The following is a 19,088-nucleotide window of genomic DNA, read 5'->3' on the forward strand; positions in this document are numbered from 1 at the left end:
CCGCGTGACGAACCAGGAGAGCGACGGATCACCGCTGCTGGACGACCAGCTGTGCTTCGCGCTGTACGCCGCGCAGCGCGCGGTGACGGCGGCGTACCGTCCGCTCCTCGACGACCTGGGCCTCACCTACACCCAGTACCTGGTGCTGCTGGTCCTGTGGGAGCGCGGCGAGACCACCGTCAAGGAGCTGGCCGCGGCCCTGCGCCTCGACTACGGCACGGTCTCGCCGCTGCTGAAGCGGCTGGAGGCGGCCGGTCTGGTCCGGCGCGAGCGGTCGGCGCGGGACGAGCGGTCGGTGCTCGTGGCCATGACGGGGCGCGGGGAGGAACTCCGGGAACGGGCGGGGCGGGTGCCCGGCGCGCTGATCGCGGCGACGGGGCTCGACGGGACGGAGGCCGGGCGGCTGCGTGCGGAGCTGTGGCGGCTGGCCGAGCGGGCGGAGTCGGCGGCGGACCGGGCCCGCTGAGAGAGCCCCCGGTTGCCACCCCCTGGACACGGCCTGAGGGTTACCCCCGGTTGCCACCCCCTGGACCCGACAGGTGAGTTACCGGCCAGTACCTTGTGCACGATGTATTTGTGCGCACTTGGTTCCGGGGGAGGACAGCATGACTGACGGCCCCGCCGTCGACACCCGCCCGACGAAGATCATGTTCGTGGCGGAGGCCACCGCCCACGGCGGTCGCGAAGGCTACGTCACCACTCAGGACGGACAGCTCGCCCTCAAGGTCGCCATGCCCCCGCAGCTCGGCGGCGACGGCAACGGCACCAACCCGGAACAGCTCTTCGCGGCCGGTTACAGCGCCTGCTTCCACAACGCCCTGATCCTCGTCGGCAACCGCGAGGGCTACGACCTGACCGGCTCCACGGTCTCCGCGAAGGTCGGCATCGGCCCCAACCGGCAGCGCGGGTACGGCCTCGCGGTCGCCCTCAGCGTCTCCGTGCCGGTCGTCGACGCCGACCTCGCGACCCGGCTGGTGGACGCGGCCCACGAGGTCTGCCCGTACTCGAACGCGACCCGCGGGAACATCGACGTGACCATCCTGCTTGGCTAGAGAGCACCACCGGTGCGGCGGCGAGGCGACGAGGAGTACGGGCGTGGACGTGGACGGCACAGTGGCCGAGGGCTTCGAGCCGGTGAGGGACGCGTTCGTACGGAACTTCGAAACGCTCGGGGACCGGGGCGCCGCGGTCGCCGTCTACCGGGACGGGCGGAAGGTCGTCGACCTGTGGGGCGGCACCAAGGACGTCGACGGCACGGCCCCCTGGGAGCGCGGCACCGCCCAGGTCGTGCGCTCGGCGACGAAGGGGGTCGCCGCCGCCGTACTCCTGCTGCTGCACCAGCGCGGACAGCTGGACCTGGACGCGCCGGTGGGGCACTACTGGCCCGAGTTCAAGGCGCGGGGCAAGGAACGGGTGCTGGTACGGCACGTGCTGAACCACCGCGCCGGGCTGCCGATCCTCGACCGGCCGCTCACCCCGCAGGACGCCCTCGACCCGCTGAAGGGCCCGGAGGCCGTCGCCGCGCAGGCCCCCGTCTGGGAGCCGGGCACCGGCCACGGCTACCACGCCCTCACCTACGGCTGGCTGCTCGACGAGATCGTGCGGCGCGTGACCGGGCAGGGCACCGGGGAGTGGCTCGCGTCGCAGGTCACCGGCCCGCTGGGCCTGGACCTCTGGCTCGGCCTGCCGGAGTCGGAGGCCGGCCGGGTGGGACGCGTGGGCCGCGTCGAGGGGGCCGAGCCGGCAGGTGGCCTGCGCGCCCGCCCCAAACGCTCGGTCACCGAGGCCTACGAGGACCCGGCCTCCCTCACCCGCCGGGCGTTCGCCGCGATCTCCCCGTTCCCGGACCAGAACGACCCCGCCTACCGGGCGACCGCCCTCCCCGCGACGAACGCCATGGCGACGGCGGACGGACTGGCCCGCTTCTACGCGGCCCTGATCGGCGACACGAACGGCGCCGCCCGCCTGTTCACGCCGCAGACGGTGGAACTGGCCCGGGCCGAGGAGTCGGCGGGCCCCGACCGGGTCCTGGTGGTCGGCACCCGCTTCGGCCTCGGCTACATGCTGCACGGCAGCACCTCGCCGTTCCTCACTCCGGGCTCCTTCGGCCACCCGGGGCGCGGCGGTGCCCTCGGCTTCGCCGACCCGGAGACGGGAATCGCCTTCGGCTACGTCACCAACGGCTTCCGCAAGACGGTGACGGCGGACCCGCGGGCGCAGGGGCTGGTGCGGGCGGTACGGGGAGTGCTGGGGCTCTGACGTCTATACGTGGATGGGGTGCGAGGTCCGGCCGGACGCCTGGTCGATCTCCTCGTGGGCCTTGGTCAGCAACCGCATGGCGAGTTCGTTGAGCGCCCGCGCCCCGGCGATCTCCTCCCCGACCCTCGGTTGATTGGCGTCGGTCCGGTGCCGGCTCGCGTGCCCGTGCGCCCGTACCTCGGTGCCGTCGGGCAGGCGGACCATCGCGGCCGCTCGCGTGTGCTGGTCGTCCTCCGTGAACTCCATCTCGACGTGCCACCCCACGGTGGTGTGCATCATGACGATCACCTCCGGAACGCTTAGTTCCAGGGTGCTCCTCGCGCGGGCCGGACGCACCCGCCTGACGAGCCCCTATCCGGCGCGCAGCATCAGCCCTATCCCGATGACCAGCAGCCCGGCCGCCGCGATCCTCGGCACTCCGAACCGCTCCTTGAAGAACACGGCCCCGATCGCCGCACCCACGATGATCGATGTCATACCCCGCTCATACAGTGATTGGCATGACCCGACCCAAGTTAGGAAGGGCCGCCGTCACACCGGGCGAGCCCGCAGCGATCTACTGCCGCATCTCCCACACCAGGGACGAGGACCAGACCGGCGTCGACCGGCAGGAACGCATCTGCCGGGACATCGCCGAACGCCTCCAGCTCCGCGTCGAGCCGACACACGTCTACATCGACAACAACCGCTCCGCCTGGCAGCGCGACCGCAAGCGCCCCGGATGGGAAGCGATGCTGGGGGCGATGGGGGCCGGAGAGATCCGGCACGTCATCGTCTACCACCCCGACCGCCTCATGCGGCAGCCCAAGGATCTCGAAGAGCTGCTCTCCATCGCCGACGACAAGCGCGTCCTGCTCCACGGCGAGGCGAACCGCCGCGATCTCTCGGACCCCGACGACCGCTTCATCCTCCGCATCGAGGTCGCCCACGCCTGCCGCTCCTCCGACGACACGTCCCGCCGCCTCAAGGACGCCCTGAAGGACCACGCCCGCTAAGGCCGACCCCACGTGGGCAACCGGCCGTACGGCTACACCGGGGACGGCCGCGCGATCGTCGAGGAGGAGGCGGAGATCGTCCGCGAGGTGTACCGCCGCTACCTGGACGGGGAGTCGCCGCACGCCATAGCTAAAGATCTCGTCGCCCGGGGCATCCCCACGTCGAAGGGCAAGGCGTGGAACCCCGAGAACGTTCGGCATCTGCTGTCGTCCCACTTCGTGGCCGGACTGCGGTTCCACCTGGGCGAGGAAATGGCCGTCGGTACGTGGCCCGCCATCATCGACCGCGGGCAGTGGGACGAGGTGCAGCGGCTCCGGGAGTACCGCGCCCAGCAGCACCAGGACACGAAGAAGCGCCCCATTCGGAACTACCTCCTGCGGGGAGTCGCCACCTGCACGTGCGGCGCGCGTATGGGCGGCACGAACAGCGGCCGGTACGCCTACTACCGGTGCACCCGCTCCGACAACACCGACCAGCAGAAGTGCAACCGCTCCATCTCGGCCGGGCCGCTTGAGGAGTTCGTACGGGACGTGGCGATCAAGGTACTGACGAAGCTGGACACGTCCGGCTACGAGCCCGCCACGACCACGCGCCCGGAGGCCGACGTCATCGCGGACGAGAAGGACCGCGAGAAGCTGCGGGAGCTGAAAGAGCTGTGGCTCAACGACGACGACTTCTCGACCGCCGACTTCCAGGCGATGCGTGCGCCGATCGTCAAGCGGATGAAGGAACGGCAGCGCAAGACGGTGAAGCGCCCCGTGGCCGTCCTAGAGGGCATCGCCGGTCCGGACGCGGAGGCGAACTGGGAGAGGCTGGAGAAGGCAGAGGACTACGCACGGATGAACGCGATCTACCGGTTCCTGTTCGCCGCCGTGTTCGTCCGTCCCCCGACGAGGAGGGGCAGAGGGTTCGACACCGACCGGGTGGACATCAAGCCGAATCCATTGGACTAGGCCACGTGGCGCACCATCACTCTGCTTTGGCGATGCGTTCCCCAGTTACCGCATCGATGGCGATGTCCTCTTTGCCGCTGCCTACGAGCCAGATGGGTCGCCATTCGCCGCTGATCTTCTGGGCGAGGAGCAGTGCGGATTCAGTCGGCAGACCGGTTGCACCCTTTGCGACGGCCCTGGCCTTCGATTCGTCCACTGTGACCGGCGGTAGGTCGGGGTCGGCAATTGTTCTGGCGGTGAACCCGATGACTCGGCCTGCTGTGGTGACGGTTAGGTCGAGGCGCATCGGCAGCAACACGCCCTCGGAGTAGCGTCGGTACGACACGACGTAGGCCTTTGTCGCACCGTCTCCTATGGGACGAATCTGCTGCTTGCTGCCAGCGACGTTCTTCGGAATCCACTTGCGCGCATACGTATCGGCTGTTTTTGCCACTTCTTTCTGGGAGAGGCTGCCCTCGTCACCGCGTGTGTTGGAAGACCAGACTCGCTCCAGGTCCTTCTCAGGCCACCAGCCTGAGAGGCTGCCCCTGTTCGTGTTGACAGTGGCCCTCAAACGCTTGCCTTGCTTCTCGCTACTGCTCTCCAGAATGCGTACGTCGCTTCCGTAGATGCCCTTGGCTGTCGCGGTAATCCAGTCATCGGCCGCGATGGCGGACTGCGTGAAGTCTTCCCGTTGATCGTCCATTGTGGCGACGTCCACCGAGTCGATCCGGAAGTGGATGAGGCCCGCCACGGCCGCAGCACTCAGTGCGGCGAGTCCCATGCCCCAGAACAGATCACGGACGGGGTTCCGCGGCGCTTGCCTCCGCTGGTGCAGCCACACGGCGCCAGCGAGTGCCCCCAGGACAGCACCGGTGGCATTGGCCGCAATGTCCGTCATCGTGCACGCGCGGCCAGTGTCGGCAACGGACTGGATGAGTTCGACAGATCCGCTAAGAAGCCCAAACGCTGCAGCGACGGTCACTGGTCGCCTGAAGACGAGGACGGCGAGGAACGCACCGGGCGTGAAGAGGGCGATGTTCAGCAGTGAACTCGGTGAGGTGAAGGCGCGGCTCGATAGCGACGTGTCACATTGCCCAGCCTCCAGACCGGCATTCCCCGGCAGCAAGGTGACAGCGACAATGCCGGCCAGACAGACTGCAAGAGCCGTCCTCAAAGCCCACGGCTTCTTCCTGGACTTGGCGACAAAGGCGGTGGGCACCGCGAGCAGGACGGCAATAATCAAGAAGGAGACGATTAGGCGGGGGACGGCGGAGACGGATGCTTCGATCACAAGATGACCTTCGATAGACGAAGCCGGGGGTGCGGGTCAGGCACCCCCGGTTGTCGGAGAGCGCGACTAGCAGACGCTGACCGGCGGCGTGTAGTAGTCGCCAGTCGAAGCCTTCATGTAACCAACGATCGTGCAGTCAGGAACGGCCGACTTCTTCAGGCCTCCCCAACTGTGCGAAACCGTCTGCCCCTTAGAGGCCGTCCTCCACTTGTCCTGGTACAACTCCTTGGACGTGGTCATGCCAAGCCTGATGTCGACCTTACTGCCACCCGTCTTCTTGTAAGACGTGGAGGAGTAGTACAGGCTGCAGTTTCCAGTTACCTTGCAGCCATCCTCCTCGCTGATGGTGAGCGTCCCGTTCGACAGTGACGTGCTCTTGGATTCAGCGAAGGCAGTCGAACCCGAGAGCACCAGCACGCCGGTCACGGCGGCGATAGTCAACTTCTTCCCCAGCAAAGCGTTTTCCCCTCTTGTTTGGTCATTGCGATCACTGCTGTTGGCAAGATCAGCAATGAAAGCGTGCTTAGTATGTGATCTTTGACCGGGAACTGTCAAACTTAAAGTCAGGGTTGTGCCTGGTGAGTGGCTTGAAACAGTTCGTTGACGTGGCCTCGATCTCGCGCGTGCAGCGTCGTGAGGAGCCCTAGCGGGGAGGGCCGAAGAGCCGTGCAAGTCGCGCAGCGCTCTTCGGGCCTATGCGGGTCGGAAACTTGGCCGCCTGTCGCTCGACGGCCCGAACCCATTTCTCGTCGCGGCGTCTCGTCACTGGGACGCCTCACGCTCTTCGCGAGCGATCTCGCGGTTCATGGCGACGTCTTCAGCGACTCCAGCGGCAAGAAGCGCTGCCCCAGGGGTATGTCCAGAGCCGACGTAGCGCCACTGGGCATCCGTGATCGTCTCAGGGAGGTCGAGGTCTTGTACGTGGTGAGCGCGTTCGGCGCGGAGTACGGCGTAGGTGGTCGAGTAGGCACGGGACTTCGTCAGGATGTGGCCCCGGTAGCCGAGGGTGTGCACCCAGGTGCGCAGATGCAGGGGCGCGTACTCGGGGAGGCCGCCGAGACGCCAGCACGTGTGCATGAGGGTGCGGACATGAGGCGTCACAGAGACCATGTCGATGTCGTCCCGAGCGACGACCCTGCGGTCAATGCCGGCGCCTGTCTCGTCCGCTCCCTTGGTGACGTACTTCGCGACGTAGGCAGCCACAGCATCGCCGTCAGGGCCCGTCATCACCAGTCCGCAGAGAACGGGCATCGATCTGGGCGCCCCAGCGCAGCACCAACTCACCTACGGCCGGACTGTATGGGGTGTGGACCAGAACCCGGCCAGCCGAGGCACGCACCGCACCCATGAGCCGAACGGTGGTACCCCAAGCCGGGGGTTCGTCGGCCGGTCCGTCCGGACCGTCGAGGCGGACAACGGCGTGCACATGGATGGCCGCACGCTTCTGGTACTCAGCGACACGTGCAAAGGACAGCCGAGCGTGGTGGGCGAACCGTGACTGCACCAGGGCGGCCGAAGAAGCCAGGCGCCGCCGAACGTCGATGACGAACCTGTCCCACAGCTTGGATGCGTGAGCGTGCCACAGCACATGACCGGAGTAGTCGTAGCAGTCCGGGCAGAGAGGTTGGCCCACGATCGATGCGTCTGGGGCGTGAGCGGTGCCGCAGCTGAGCGGACGACCGTGCTCGCAGGTACCACCCCCGCGACGAGGACGGCACAACTCCCCAGCTCGATGCACCGGCCCAAAGGACGGCGCAGTCAGGGTGACGAAGAGCCGCGGCCGGGTGCGGACCGTGGCGGGAACGTTCTTGCCACCGAGGAGCCCGGCGCGGACGAGGTGGAAGGTATCGCCCGCGTGGAGGCGGGAGCAGGCTGGGCAGATGCTTGCGCGCCGGTTGCGGCAGCGGATGAGGAGGCGTTCGCCGGGTTCGTCGCGGGTGTCGTAGCGGCGGAGGATCTCACCTGTCGCCCCGTCCAAAACGGTGGTGGAGCCGGAGAGATGGACGGGGTGAGCGCAACCACCAGTGGCGGTGACCTGCTCCAGCCAGCGCGAGAATTTCGGGTCTTGCGCGATGCGGATGGCATCGCGATCTGCTTCGGAGAGCTGACGCAGGCGCGCCGCGCGGTCGAGGGCGGCGCGCCGGTCAGCCGGGGTGAGTTGCGGGGTGATGGTGGTGACCTTCCAGAGTGGGCCGCCGAAGCGGCACTGATGGCGGGTGGTGGTGCGTTGTCGGTCATGGGGATCAGTCACTTCCGTGTGGGCAGGGCGTTGGAGAGGGGTCAGTGGATGGTTCCGGTGCCCCGGCAGACGCGGCAGCGTCGCTGCCGTCCCGTCCAGGTCCTGCGGGCCCCGTCGCCCTTGCAGTGAGGGCACCTCACGCGAGGCATGGGCATGGTGTGTCCTTCCTGCTCAGGTGTGGGAGAAGCCGTTGATCAGCCACGTGACGAGGCCATGGACGGTGTAGATCACCGGGGTCTGGCCGAGGTAGAGGCCGAAGAGGCCGACGCAGACCGCTTCCCAGGCGCGTACGTCGCGGGAGCGGACGAGGAGGACGGTGATGATCCCGAAGACCACCGCGAACGTGAACGCCGTACCTTCGCTGATCACTTGCCGTCTCCTTCCAGCACCGCAAGGGCACGGTCAATGGCAGGGAGTTCCGGGGTCATGCCGGAGTACTTCCGGGCCGTCGCCACGGCCTCATCCGTAGCGGTCAGGTGTGAGCGCGCGCGGCTCCAGCCACCGTCTGGACCTGTGCACACGGCCACGCCCCGTTCCTCCGCCGTGATCGCCTGAGCGACGGCCACGGCGTCCTTGTTGAGGTCGCCCAAGGTCATCTCTGCCGTGCCGGGGTCATTCACCCGGTGGCAGATACGGCCGCCGAGCTGGGCCCTCAGCGCGGTGACACCGGGCCCGAGGTCGGAGCCGACCCGCTGCCCCGCGACGACCAGGTGCAGACCGAGCGCGGCACCAAGCTGCGCCAACCGCAGCAGCAGCGTCGAGCACTGTTCCGCTTCCGCCTTGCCCTCGCGGGTGCCGTCGGACAGGTACAGCTCAGCGATCTCGTCGACCAGGACGACGACCGGGACCGGCCTCAACTTGCCGGGCAGCTCCCAGATCGAGCGCACGCCGGCCGACCGGCAGACGCTCATCCGGTACTGCATGTCGCCCACGAGCGCGGAGAGCACGGCGACCGCTTCCCGGCGGCAGGTCGCCAGCGCGCTCAGACGTCCGGCGAACAGCCCAAGTTCCATACCTCCCTTGCAGTCGATGCCGACGAGGGCGACACGTTGCGGAGCGAGTTGGGTGATCAGCCGGGCAAGGAGCGTCGACTTGCCGGACCGGGTGGCCCCGGCAATGAGCCAGTGCGGTACAAGCCGAAGGTTCATCACCCAAGCCCCGCCGCTCTCCATCACGCCTATGAGCGCGGAGAGGAGTTCGGCCGGGGCAGTGGCTAAGCCAGGGCGCTCCAGTGGATCCATTGCCGTTGCCGTCAGGAGCACGAGCCCGCGTTCGGGCGACGTCACCCGCACCGCGTGGACCTTCCACGCATGAACGAACGCGTCGGCAGCCTTCAGGTAGGTCGCCGGTGTCTGACCTGCATGCAGGCGCACGATCACGGTCAGGCCCATACGCGTGGCGCGCGGAAAGGAGAACCGCGGAGCTACCGGCCGCAGCGGATCGCCCTTGACCATCAGGTCACCGAGCAGGCCACGAGACGGACGCCGGGAGACGGCGAGGTCGTTCAGCATGGCCACCTTGCGCCAGGTGACGACCACACGGAAGGCAGCAACCGGGTAGCCGACGAGGTACCAGTGCCAGGCCGGACGATGCCGGCGCACAAGGTCCCCCACGACGAGCACCCAGGCCAGCGCCGCCAGGGCGAAGGCGAGTAGGACCGGCCGCATCACGCCGCACCGCCCTTGGCGTGCGCCGCCGTGCCAGGTACGGGGGTGATCGCGTCAGCACGGAAGCTGACTCCGTGCCGTTCGCCCATCGACCAGACGAACGCGGTCAGCCCGGTGACCTTGACGATCTGGCCTTCCTCGATGCCCTTGGGTTCACCGGTCACGGCGATCTCAATGACGGAGATCCGTCGCCGGTCCTGCCGCACGGTCACGGCCACGGTGTAGACCGGGTTGCCGTCCCGGTCCTTCTTCACCTCCTGTGTCTCGGGGTTGCTGAGCTTGGCTTCCGGCGCGATGGCGCAGCGCAGTACGCCGAGCCGCGTCGTGTCCACGGGAATGGACTGCATGTTCTGTGGCCTCCTTGGCCTATCAGAGCTCAAGTGATGTGCTGACGTCACTTGTCCTTACGAGTTACGACTATGGAGTGCTGTACGGCGAGGATGCAACTACTTATGCTGACGAGTGATGTCGCGCGTGCGACGTGCCTACGATCCCGAACCGGAGAGGCCGAGATGACAGAGATCCAGCGACCCGGAGCCCTCTACCAACAGGTGGCGGCAGCGATCCGGGAAGCGATTCTGTCGGGAGAGTTCGCCCCCGAGTCCCTGTTGCCGTCCGAAGCTCAGCTCATGGCCCGCTACGGAGTCTCCCGCCCCACCGTCCGCAACGCCATCGCGGCATTGCGCGCCGAAGGACTGATCGACGTCCGGCACGGCAAGGGCAGCTTCGTACGCTCCGACGGACAGCCAACACTCACGCTCGAACGCCGCATCAACCGCGCCCCGAACGGGCAGTTCGTCATGCCCAACGGCGACGCCTGGGACGAGGCCGAGGAACCGAGCGTCTACCGCACCCGCACCACGAAGGCCACCGGCCGACTGCTCAACGTGGGCGAAGAAGAGGAACTGTTCGGCTGCGACAGGCTCCTTGCCGATGCCACCACCGGTACACGCGCGATGCACCGCACGCTGATCCCCTTCGAGGTCGCCGAGACCGTGCCCGCACTCGCGGAAGCACCGGGCCAGCGCCCGACAGCGGTCTACGAGGAGCTCACCAACGCCGGACACACGCTGTGGTGGTCGGAAAGCGTACGCGCCCGTATGCCGCTGCCCGACGAGCGCGCCACGCTCCAGCTCCCCGACGCGACCCCGATCCTGCACCTGACCCGCGTCACCCACGGCACCGACGACCGCGCCCTGATCCTCGAAGAACTCCGCATCGGAGCCGACCGCGCGGAAGCCGCCTACCGGATCACCGCCGCCAAGCAGCCCGCCAAGCGCCGTCAGGCCTGAGCGGCACCGATGGTCGGTCGAAACCACCTTCACTTCCTCAAGCAGCCCGCCAAGCGCCGTCAGGCCTGAGCGGCACCGATGATCGGTCGAAACCACCTTCACTTCCTCAAGGGCGCGCCTGCGGCGCGCCGGGGCGCCCGGCCGCCCCGGCCGGGCATGCGGTGTGACCGCCGGTCCCGTCCGGTCGCCCGACGCCCCGCACCGCACCGTGCCCGAGGAGTTCGCGCCTCGACCGGTCGCCGAGGGCCGGAGCCCACCGGGCTGGGGGTCGCCGGCCTCCGAGACTTTAGGCAGCCACCATGGGGCGAGCCTCGAAGAACAGGGGGCCCATCGGGCACAAACGCGGGCAGGACCAGTACCTGCCCGATTCGCCGGGCGAGCGTAGGGCCCCCTGTTCACTCGCCCCATGGCAGCTCCCGCCCAAAGTCTCTCCAGCCGACGACGTGCCCACGCGCGCCGCTCATCAGCGAAAACGCCGTTCGCCCGGGGCGTATGAGCAGCACAACGACCCCGGTACCATCGGGCACCGGGGAACGCTGTGTCCCCTCCCGGACCACCCCGGTTGCTGCCAGGCGCGGGGGTGGTCCGGTCTCGGTATGAGGTTGTGAAGCGCGGCCCCGTGCTCCGGGTCAGGGGATCCTGCGGGGTCCCGTATGCACCAGAGCCGCGCCCCATCGGCCGGAGAGGTCAGCTCCGGCCGGGATTCCGGACCGCCGCCCACTCCCGATCGCGTGGGAGTAACGAGGAGGCAGAGGCCCGGAGATCATCAGGACGGTTCGCTCAGTTCCCGGCCGTCCAAGTCGAAGCGGGACCAGACCGTCTTTCCGCCTCGTTCGCCCGGTGTCCACCAGACCGCCGTCGCCACCCGCTGAACGATCAACAATCCTCGTCCGCTGTCGGGCAGGACCGCTTCCGAGATGTCCGCCATCAGCTCGGGCGAGTACACGTCGCCCATGGGCAGGAGCGGGGGCGTCGAGTCCTCATCTGTGACGCCGATGAAGAGCCACTTCGGGTACAGCTTGAACACCACATCAATCCGCCGACAGCCACCGGGATGCGCCTTACCTCGATCCGGCACCGCGTGGTTCACGACGTTCCCGACCAGTTCGGACACAGCCAGCCGAGCATCGTAGATGAGTTCCTCCGCAACAACGCCGCGCAGGAACACGGACGTCGTGTCCCGTGCGATGCGCGCCGTGTTACCGCACTCGGCGAACAGCGTCAGCGTCAGAAAGTGCCCGCCCGAGGACGGTTTCGGTGCCACGAACCAGTGCGCGTAAGCGTCCAACTCACTCGCCAGGTGCATGGCCTTCCCCGCATCCATGACGTCCCCTTCCGAACCTCTACGGCCCTCATGGCACCGCTTGCTTTCCGGAAAGCCAGTACACGACGCACGGGACGTCACCGGGAGCGTTCACCAGGGGGTTCACGTGAACACCGGCAAAGACAAGGGGGGTTCACCAATGAACCCCCCGCCGCGAGAATGCTGTGACACCATGAACACTCGCCGTCATTCTCGGGTTGGCAGGGGAGCATGAGCCGAGAGCCGAACGCGCAGTTGATCGCCGTCATGGACGAGGCGAAGGTCTCGAACAAGGGCCTTGCCAAGCGGATGAGGGATGCCGCAGACCAGCGGGGCATCAGTCTGGGGACAACGCACGTCTCAGTGCAGCGATGGCGGGACGGCGTCGGCATCCAGCCTCAGACCGCGGTGATCATGGCGGACGTGCTCAGCTCGAAACTGGGTCGCCGCATCACACCGGCCGATCTCGGATTCTTTGACCACATTCAGCCGACGGCCCCCTATCCGGTCGGTTACCCGAGCATGGTCCCCGACGTGCTGTCCATGCTGGACGGCCTCGCCCAGGAGCGCGCCGAGGCCGCGGTCACCGATCGTCTGGTTGTAGCGGACGCCGATCTCAGCGCAGCAGTCCTGTCCTGGATGATCGCGCGCCCCGATGGCATCCAGGCCGACCGCCCCGCTCACCAGCGGGTTGGCATGCGCGACGTGCGTGCGATCAGAGACGCAGCCGCTACATTCATGCAACTCGACTTCAAGTACGGCGGAGGCCACGGTCACCGAGCCTTACGCCACTACTTCCGCCACGAAGTCCTGCCACTCCTCAGCGCCAGCTACAGCGAGAAGGTGGGCCATGCGTTGTTCAGCGCCGCCGCCGAGGTGTCCCAGTTGCTCGCGCGGACCGCGTACGACGTCGGCAACCACCGACTCGCCCACCGCTACCTCACCTCTACCCTGCGCCTGTCCCAGGTCATCGACGACCGCATGTTCGGCGCTCGTATCCTCGGCAACCTCAGTCACCAGGCCAACTACCTGGCTAACCACACCCAAGCCATCCAGCTGGCCCGCGCCGCCGTCGAGGGCGCCAAAGGCCGAGCCACCCCACGAGCCATGGCGAACTACTGGGCCATGGAGGCCCGCGCCCTGTCCAACGCAGGCGACCGGACCGGGGCCGGCCGCGCCATGAACCAGGCCGAGCGGCACTTCCAGCAAGCTGACACCGCCGAAGACCCCGCATGGCTGAGCTACTTCGACGACGCTGAACTCTTGGGCGAGTTCTGCCACTGCTTCCGTGACCTGAAGATGCGCCGGGAAGCCGTCGCACACGCACAGCGTGCCGTTGACAGCACCGATCCGCAGTACGCCCGCACGCTCGGCTTCTGCCGCATGGTGCTCGCCCAGAGTCAGCTACTGAACGGCGATCTAGAAGCCGCCGCCGTCCACAGCAAGCCTTGCCGTGGACGGCGGCGACTCCCTCCAGTCCTCCCGCTTTCAGCGCTACATCACCGACTTCCAGGCAGAGGTCAGCGCACACGCCGCCCACCCCGTCGTCGTTGCCTTCAACGAGCAAGTCACCGAAGCACTCGCCCGCCTGGACGACGAAGACGAGTAAGAGCTACCGAGGCCGCCAGTCACGCGGCGCGTCATCGTTACGCAGAGCAGTGATACGTCGGCGGTACTCATCCGCTGTCTCCTGATCCTCCTGGACGTTCTGCATGAGCCAAGTTGTCATGCCGAACTCTTGGAGCCGCCGAAGAGTTTCGTAACCGGGCCAGTCGTACAGGTCCCGCCCGTATGCCCGCACGAAGTCGGCGTACTGCTCGTCGGTCTGCCAGCCAAGGCTGTGATGCTCCACCGCCGTAACCATCAGGTCCCATTCCGGATGATCGAAGCAGAAGGCTTCGAAGTCGATCAAGACAGCTTCGCTCCGCTCGTTCACCATGAGGTTCTGCACGTGAGCATCACCGTGCACCGGCCCCTTGGAAGTTTCGAACTTCAGCTCTTCGAACTGGTCGCGCAGCTCACGCCAGCGCTTACGAAGGAACACCCTGTCGTCATCCGGGATCGCAGCCCGACTGATCCGCAGCTCTTGCTTGTCGAAGGGATCGAACGACGGCAGCTCAAACTCGGCCGGCAGCGTCATGGAGTGTAGGTCACGCAGCATGCTGCCCAACTCCCCATATGTCGCCTTGCGGTTACCTTCCACGATGAGGCGCCAGAAGGTCACCGGGTGCCCCTCGACCAGCAACGGCTGTTCCAAGTCATCAACGATGCGCGCAGCCGGAAACCCTTCCCCAGAAAGCCACCGCGACACGCCAACCTCCGTGCGTGCCTTCGGGAGATACTCCTCACCGCGGGCCACTCGCACGATCACTGGCACCGAAGCCAGCCGAAACAGCGCATTCTCCCCGAGACGGACAAGCTCGGCGCCTCTGTCGTCCAGTCCGGCCCGCCGACACGCAGCACGCATCACCCGCGCAGCCCTTGCCGATGTGAACCCCTCATCCAACCGAGCAGCGTTAACCGCCATGCCCGTACCAGCTCCCCTAGTCGTACGCGACCAACCAACGCACGACTAGGGGTGACCAACCCCGACCGTACGTCGGACACGACTCCGACCGTACCGAGGATTCATGGCGTGCGACGAGAGGAGCGCACTCGCCAACGCGAGGTCTCGGGCTGACAATCTGGCAGACGTCTACGTCTACCCTCCCGTGTGCTGGGAATCAGGGCCTCTCTCAAATGGCCCGTTGCGCCGGAATCTCTTGATCGGCAGCTCCGCGACTCAAGTGAGACTCAACCATCCTTACAGCCTCATCCATCAGCTCACGAGATCGAGCAAATAGTTCCCAAGTTGATTCCGCGCGCTTAGCCAGGTCCTCGGAGATCTGCGGAACCCGAATCTCCTCTACATCCCATGGGTTGAGATGATCAATAACGGAACCGAAAGACAAGGCATTAATCTGCATTCTGGTCTGGCGTGCTGCGATAGCCAGCCAAACTGCACCTGGCGAAACTCCGGCGCGCGGAACCAGCCTCATCACATCGTTACTGGCGAGCCAGCCACTTCGGTCGCGTGTCACCAAAGACGCAGAGCCTTGTCGACCTTCGGAACGCCCCACAGCCCCGAAAATTGTCATTCCCTCTTCGAGTTCGTACTTAGAAGCCTCTTTGAAGGATCTGTCTGCTACACGCCTCAGGTTTACAGGATCCAATTGCAAGAGTTGACGTCCTGAGAGAATCGGCCTGCCATTCGTTCCGCTGACGTAGTATCGCTTATACCTTACAGGGAGTATGGCTTGGGCGATGTCTCCGCATCGAACCGACTGATTCGACAATGCCGCCCTCCTTGCTCCCTCAACAGCAGGATGGTGAAATGCAGCATCTAGCCTACCGGCGAGGTCCCGAGAGTTGTGTACCCAATGCCTGAAGCCTGAACTTTCCAACTCATCAACAGGGGACATCGAGTCGATCTCATTGAATAGAGCCAGCATGTTAGAGCGAGCACAGTTAGCTGCCTCAGTGCTGGCTTCGACTAGATCGCTCACCTTTTCGCGCCACTGATCCCCAATAAACGCGATGGGCACGGCGGAAATATCACCGGTAGTGACATGGTCAATTACAGAGCCACTCTTCCCTCGGCGGATGAGCGCCTGACCGGTGGGGGTTTTCAGGTAGGCCAAGACATAGAATCGCGTTCGAACATCATCAATATTGATACGAATCATGTCGTGACTCAGCGCAAATTGAGCGATACAGCTATCCGCATATGCGACGGGGCCAAGATTCCGACCTGAGCATGTCTGCAGGATCGTCCCCGCAGTCGGAATCAATCGTTCAACGTCGCTATTACGCTCGCGGGAAAGTCGATCCTTCGGCATGGGAATGAAGTCGAAGACATCGTATGGTCGCAGATAAGGCACGCCGTCTTCTACTGGCGCAGCATAAGCTCGGGCGAAACGCGCCGGGTCCCATACCGTGGCGATCGCACCGAGAGGTACAACCTCAGTCCCGCTTGCTTCGAGCAGCGCAACTTGCTCGCCAGCGGCGACGCCCGGAGAGGTGAAAAAGTGCGCGTCCAACCGGTCGTGCAAGAGTGCAGAGCGGGACCGAACATGGGTGATTTTCATCGCTGCTCACTCAACCAAGCGAGGTAAGCGCGTGCGACGTCGGGGAGGTCATCGTCTACCTGACGCTCCTCTACCTCTACCGTCTTTAGCACTTCCTCACCCGTACTCTGGTCGATCTCCGAGATGGTTTCCTGACGCGTCACCAACACGTCATCCCCAGTCTCGGCCCTACGGAAGATCGTATTGCCCCGCTTGTCGTGACCAATGTGGGTTGTGGTGGCCATGAAAATCGGGTACTCCAACTCGCCGCGATTTGCCGCCTTACGTTCTTCGTCATCAAGGCGACGTGCTACAACCATTGACGTCTGCGTGTCGTTCTTCGGCTGGAAAAGTTCGCGGGCCATGTCGACCACGGCAAGGATCTGCGTGTTCTGAAGCAACCACGTCCGCACATACCCGAGAGCTGGGTTGTTGAGAATTCCGTTTGGAATCACCATTGCGAACCGGCCGGCCCCAGGCTTGAGCAGTTGAACGCAGCGCTCAATGAAAAGGATTTCTGGGGGCTGATTCTTTTGCAGAACGGCTCGCCCATTCTGGTCCACTCGCCGCACCCAAGAGCCATCTTCCCGCTTGTCCCACATGGAGGCGAGTTCGTACTGCTCAAGGATTTCCTCATCATCAATGAGGATGTTGGCTCCAAACGGAGGGTTGGCGACTATCACGTCAAAGGAACCCAACCGGACCCTTCGCGCAGTCTCCGCGTCCCACGTTCGGGGATTCGCCAAGCTGTTCGCCTGCCAGAGACCACCAGATCCATCATTATTCATGACCATGTTCATCTTGGCGGCGCGCACGAGACCCGGGTTGAGATCAAGCCCGTACACATACTGCGAAAGATACTCATTTCGCGCGCGATACAGTTCGTGGCGTTCTTCATCCGTCCCGCGGCTAGGGTCAATCCAATTCGCCCGCTCCGCCTGTTCAATATGATTGAGAGCGTGGTTCATTGCCGTGATGAGGAATCCGCCGGTACCGCATGAAGGGTCAATCAGCCGCTCTTCGGGTTGCGGATTCAACATCGTAACCGCCATACGGCAAGCGTTACGCGGGGTGAAGAATTCTCCTCGGTCACCTCGAAGATTAGATCCAACGATTTCTTCGTAGGCCACGCCCTTAACATCTACAGGCGAGGCGAGGAGCGAATAACCCTGAAGCTGACTTACGACGAACGCGACAACCGTTGGCTTAAGGTCGATCGTCGAATCTGCCGGCGGGAAAATGGCGCCGTACTTACTCAGTACCTTGTCATTAAATACCTTCTGAATCCGCGTCTTCACAGATGCGGCAGTAGTGGCGCTGGACCTTTCGGATGCCGTCACATAGAAGTCAAGCCGCCGAGAACGCTCATCCTCAATCTTACAGAAGATGATTTTCAGCAGCTCCCAGAAGGCTTCCGCCTTTTGCTTCCCCTCCGTTCCCGCAATGTAGTTGTGGCACCGCCTGAAGGCAAAAAGTAGGTTATCCGCCGTGGCGGGCTTCAGGTCTTTTCGACTGGGCCGCTGAGCCTCTTCTTCGGTCTGCCCGAAAGCGGGGATATCAATAATCTCTTCGAAAGAGAATCCACCTGAATTGTCGGTTCGTTTAGCAATGCAATATTGCTCATCCCCGTTGGTCCAGAGACCATACTTAGCATTGAGGCATGCCGCCAGGTAACTGCGAAGCTGCTCAACACCCTCCTTTTTATTGGAAGGGTTAGTCCCTGGCTTCTTAGTTTCGACAATCAGGTAGATGTTTTCCTGCTTGTGCTCAGCGCCGGGCAGAAAGACCGCCACATCAACGCGTCGTCGTGACGAGCCCACTCGCACCGGGTACTCCGGCTCACAGTCACTGGAGGCGTACTTGTACTGCCTGACGAGCGCCTTCTCCAGGTTCTGCCGGACGTACTCTTCCGGAGTGTCGCGCACGTGGCGCTGCGTCAGGAAGTCGGCGACCTTACCCTCCGGAACAGCTCCCGTACGGATCGTTACCGGTGGTGCAGTAGGTGCTGACATACCGTCTATGCGCCTTCCTGTTGTTGTGCGACTCGGCAGGGTCTGCAGGCAAGCGTAGGCGCACCGAGCCGATCAACGTGGGAGTTGATCGCAACACGAAACGATTGCCGCTCATCGCGGTCGCTATCCGTCTCTCGCCCACACCCTGCCCGCAACATGGTATCGAGCAATCGTTCGACTCTAGCTATCAGGGGTCGGTAGGAGGAACGGCCTCGGTTAGCCACCCGCCGCAGGCAAGTTATTACTGCATGGGCGTAGCTTGACCGATGACTCGCGCAGGGCCGCGATGGGGGCGAGTTCGGCCCTGGTCTGGGCCCACAGCACGAGGGCGTAGGCGGTGACGGACAGCGCGGCGCCGAGCAGCCCGACCCCGGCGAAGGGCCGGAGCTGGGCAACGGTCTCCCCGCGCCAGTGCCACACGGCATACGCCGGGACGACGACCCCCTGCACCGCCATCAGCCAGGCGATGTAACCGAGGGAGGACCCGGAGGCCCGCACGCCCAGCCCGTCGACGACGGTGTACACCGCTATGGTCAGCCCGGTCGCCAGGGCCGCTCCGATCGCCGCCCAGTCGGGCCGCCGCCCGCGTAGTCCCCACAGGGCGACGCCGGTCAGCCCCGCGCAGGACAGGGCGATCCCGGCGGCGCCCCACCCGTCGGGTACCTCGTGGGCGAAGAGGGCGGCGAGCAGGGTCACGACCAGCGGCGCGGTGCCCCGGGCGATGGGATAGGCCTGCCCGAAGTCGCCCAGCCGGAAGGACTTCATCAGCAGGGCGTAGTAGGCGATGTGAACGGCGGCGGAGGCGAGCAGGTACGGCCATGCTGCGGCTGCCGGAAAGGCCACGAAGGGCGCGAGGGCCAGCCCGATCAGGACGCCCCCGCCCGAGATCAGCGCGAACCCGGCCAGCTTGTCGGTGATCTTGTGGGCGATGGCGTTCCAGCTGGCGTGGGTGACGGCGGCGAGCAGCACGGCGGCGGTGACCAGGGGG

The 19,088-nt window shown here is 65.4% G+C and carries 17 protein-coding genes and 3 pseudogenes; 7 read left to right on the forward strand and 13 right to left on the reverse strand.

Features of this window, described 5'->3' with window-relative positions:
- The first annotated feature begins 4 nt into the window (after nucleotides 1–4).
- From ACFY9S_RS33475 to ACFY9S_RS33485, 3 genes are all read left to right on the forward strand, one after another.
- Nucleotides 5–466, forward strand: coding sequence for a MarR family transcriptional regulator (locus ACFY9S_RS33475; protein WP_391136023.1), 462 nt, complete (start codon nucleotides 5–7; stop codon nucleotides 464–466).
- 139 nt (nucleotides 467–605) lie between these two features.
- The gene (locus ACFY9S_RS33480; protein ID WP_391136026.1) at nucleotides 606–1,052 is read left to right on the forward strand and encodes an Ohr family peroxiredoxin; all 447 of its coding nucleotides are present in this window, start codon (nucleotides 606–608) and stop codon (nucleotides 1,050–1,052) included.
- A gap of 43 nt (nucleotides 1,053–1,095) precedes the next feature.
- On the forward strand, nucleotides 1,096–2,259 hold the full coding sequence (locus tag ACFY9S_RS33485) for a serine hydrolase (protein WP_391136029.1): 1,164 nt from the start codon (nucleotides 1,096–1,098) through the stop codon (nucleotides 2,257–2,259).
- Nucleotides 2,260–2,262: 3 nt separating this feature from the next.
- On the opposite strand, the gene ACFY9S_RS33490 is transcribed toward ACFY9S_RS33485, so the two are convergent.
- Nucleotides 2,263–2,538 (reverse strand): DUF1876 domain-containing protein, encoded by a 276-nt coding sequence (locus ACFY9S_RS33490; protein ID WP_031138714.1) that lies wholly within the window; start codon nucleotides 2,536–2,538, stop codon nucleotides 2,263–2,265.
- Nucleotides 2,539–2,610: 72 nt separating this feature from the next.
- Nucleotides 2,611–2,733: pseudogene (locus tag ACFY9S_RS33495) on the reverse strand (EamA family transporter); the annotation flags it as partial.
- A gap of 26 nt (nucleotides 2,734–2,759) precedes the next feature.
- Here ACFY9S_RS33495 and ACFY9S_RS33500 point away from each other — a divergent pair.
- Entirely contained in the window at nucleotides 2,760–3,254 is a 495-nt protein-coding gene (locus tag ACFY9S_RS33500) for a recombinase family protein (RefSeq protein ID WP_391136033.1), read from the forward strand.
- Nucleotides 3,255–3,266: 12 nt separating this feature from the next.
- Complete coding sequence (locus ACFY9S_RS33505; RefSeq protein WP_391136036.1) at nucleotides 3,267–4,208, forward strand: recombinase family protein; 942 nt, start codon at nucleotides 3,267–3,269, stop codon at nucleotides 4,206–4,208.
- Nucleotides 4,209–4,224: 16 nt separating this feature from the next.
- On the opposite strand, the gene ACFY9S_RS33510 is transcribed toward ACFY9S_RS33505, so the two are convergent.
- From ACFY9S_RS33510 to ACFY9S_RS33535, 6 genes and pseudogenes are all read right to left on the reverse strand, one after another.
- Nucleotides 4,225–5,481: a VanZ family protein gene (locus ACFY9S_RS33510; protein WP_391136039.1), complete on the reverse strand. Its 1,257-nt coding sequence runs from the start codon at nucleotides 5,479–5,481 to the stop codon at nucleotides 4,225–4,227.
- 66 nt (nucleotides 5,482–5,547) lie between these two features.
- On the reverse strand, nucleotides 5,548–5,937 hold the full coding sequence (locus ACFY9S_RS33515; protein ID WP_391136042.1) for a hypothetical protein: 390 nt from the start codon (nucleotides 5,935–5,937) through the stop codon (nucleotides 5,548–5,550).
- Between the two features lie 306 nt (nucleotides 5,938–6,243).
- A pseudogene (locus tag ACFY9S_RS33520) lies at nucleotides 6,244–7,594 on the reverse strand (replication initiator).
- 297 nt (nucleotides 7,595–7,891) lie between these two features.
- Nucleotides 7,892–8,089 carry a hypothetical protein gene (locus tag ACFY9S_RS33525; RefSeq protein WP_003991451.1) on the reverse strand — a complete coding sequence of 66 codons (198 nt, stop codon included), beginning with the start codon at nucleotides 8,087–8,089 and terminating at the stop codon, nucleotides 7,892–7,894.
- Nucleotides 8,086–9,387: an FtsK/SpoIIIE domain-containing protein gene (locus tag ACFY9S_RS33530; RefSeq protein ID WP_391136162.1), complete on the reverse strand. Its 1,302-nt coding sequence runs from the start codon at nucleotides 9,385–9,387 to the stop codon at nucleotides 8,086–8,088. The genes ACFY9S_RS33525 and ACFY9S_RS33530 overlap by 4 nt, the downstream gene beginning before the upstream one ends.
- Nucleotides 9,387–9,734, reverse strand: coding sequence for a hypothetical protein (locus tag ACFY9S_RS33535; protein ID WP_370008644.1), 348 nt, complete (start codon nucleotides 9,732–9,734; stop codon nucleotides 9,387–9,389). The genes ACFY9S_RS33530 and ACFY9S_RS33535 overlap by 1 nt, the downstream gene beginning before the upstream one ends.
- 165 nt (nucleotides 9,735–9,899) lie before the next feature.
- On the opposite strand from ACFY9S_RS33535, the gene ACFY9S_RS33540 reads away from it, so the two are divergent.
- The gene (locus tag ACFY9S_RS33540) at nucleotides 9,900–10,679 is read left to right on the forward strand and encodes a GntR family transcriptional regulator (RefSeq protein WP_391136047.1); all 780 of its coding nucleotides are present in this window, start codon (nucleotides 9,900–9,902) and stop codon (nucleotides 10,677–10,679) included.
- Nucleotides 10,680–11,445: 766 nt separating this feature from the next.
- Here ACFY9S_RS33540 and ACFY9S_RS33545 read toward each other — a convergent pair.
- Nucleotides 11,446–12,003 carry an ATP-binding protein gene (locus ACFY9S_RS33545; protein WP_391136050.1) on the reverse strand — a complete coding sequence of 186 codons (558 nt, stop codon included), beginning with the start codon at nucleotides 12,001–12,003 and terminating at the stop codon, nucleotides 11,446–11,448.
- A 210-nt stretch (nucleotides 12,004–12,213) separates the two neighbouring features.
- Between ACFY9S_RS33545 and ACFY9S_RS33550 the strand changes: the two are divergent.
- Nucleotides 12,214–13,591, forward strand: a pseudogene (locus tag ACFY9S_RS33550) (sporulation protein).
- A gap of 3 nt (nucleotides 13,592–13,594) precedes the next feature.
- Here ACFY9S_RS33550 and ACFY9S_RS33555 read toward each other — a convergent pair.
- From ACFY9S_RS33555 to ACFY9S_RS33570, 4 genes are all read right to left on the reverse strand, one after another.
- Nucleotides 13,595–14,509 (reverse strand): phosphotransferase, encoded by a 915-nt coding sequence (locus tag ACFY9S_RS33555; protein ID WP_391136053.1) that lies wholly within the window; start codon nucleotides 14,507–14,509, stop codon nucleotides 13,595–13,597.
- A 208-nt stretch (nucleotides 14,510–14,717) separates the two neighbouring features.
- On the reverse strand, nucleotides 14,718–16,109 hold the full coding sequence (locus ACFY9S_RS33560; protein WP_391136056.1) for a hypothetical protein: 1,392 nt from the start codon (nucleotides 16,107–16,109) through the stop codon (nucleotides 14,718–14,720).
- Nucleotides 16,106–18,013: an N-6 DNA methylase gene (locus ACFY9S_RS33565; RefSeq protein ID WP_391136059.1), complete on the reverse strand. Its 1,908-nt coding sequence runs from the start codon at nucleotides 18,011–18,013 to the stop codon at nucleotides 16,106–16,108. Before ACFY9S_RS33565 ends, ACFY9S_RS33560 begins: the two co-directional genes overlap by 4 nt.
- 303 nt (nucleotides 18,014–18,316) lie before the next feature.
- Nucleotides 18,317–19,069 (reverse strand): EamA family transporter, encoded by a 753-nt coding sequence (locus tag ACFY9S_RS33570; RefSeq protein ID WP_391136062.1) that lies wholly within the window; start codon nucleotides 19,067–19,069, stop codon nucleotides 18,317–18,319.
- Between the last annotated feature and the right edge of the window lie 19 nt (nucleotides 19,070–19,088).

The sequence above is a fragment of the Streptomyces sp. NPDC012474 genome (assembly GCF_042955185.1).
In the GTDB taxonomy this organism is placed as follows: Bacteria; Actinomycetota; Actinomycetes; order Streptomycetales; family Streptomycetaceae; genus Streptomyces; species Streptomyces cahuitamycinicus.